1 rRNA gene is annotated in these 279 nt (G+C 41.9%); it reads right to left on the bottom strand.

Going from position 1 to position 279, the window contains the following annotated elements:
* Nucleotides 1–83 (bottom strand): 5S ribosomal RNA (gene rrf, locus ACW689_RS21500); the annotation flags it as partial.
* Nucleotides 84–279: the final 196 nt, after the last annotated feature.

Genomic DNA, 279 nt, shown 5'->3' with positions numbered 1-279 from the left:
GCCACACTATCATCGACGCTGTTTCGTTTCACTTCTGAGTTCGGCATGGGGTCAGGTGGGTCCAAAACGCTATTGTCACCAAGCATATTCTTTAGTGCAAAAGTTTAATGACACAGCGCATCGCGCTGCCATTCCTTTTGCGCAAGGTGAACCGATTTCACTATATTGTGACTCTATTCACTTTGCTTAAATCTGGAAAAATTCTGATAATTCAAACTGTCTACTTCAGTAATACTAACTTCTGGTTCGTAAAACCACTTTGGCGTTGTATGGTTAAGC

The organism is Pseudoalteromonas sp. ABE4_541, assembly GCF_056312285.1.
The sequence above is the reverse complement of the archived record's forward strand: the minus strand, read 5'-3'. Positions and strand labels throughout refer to the sequence as shown.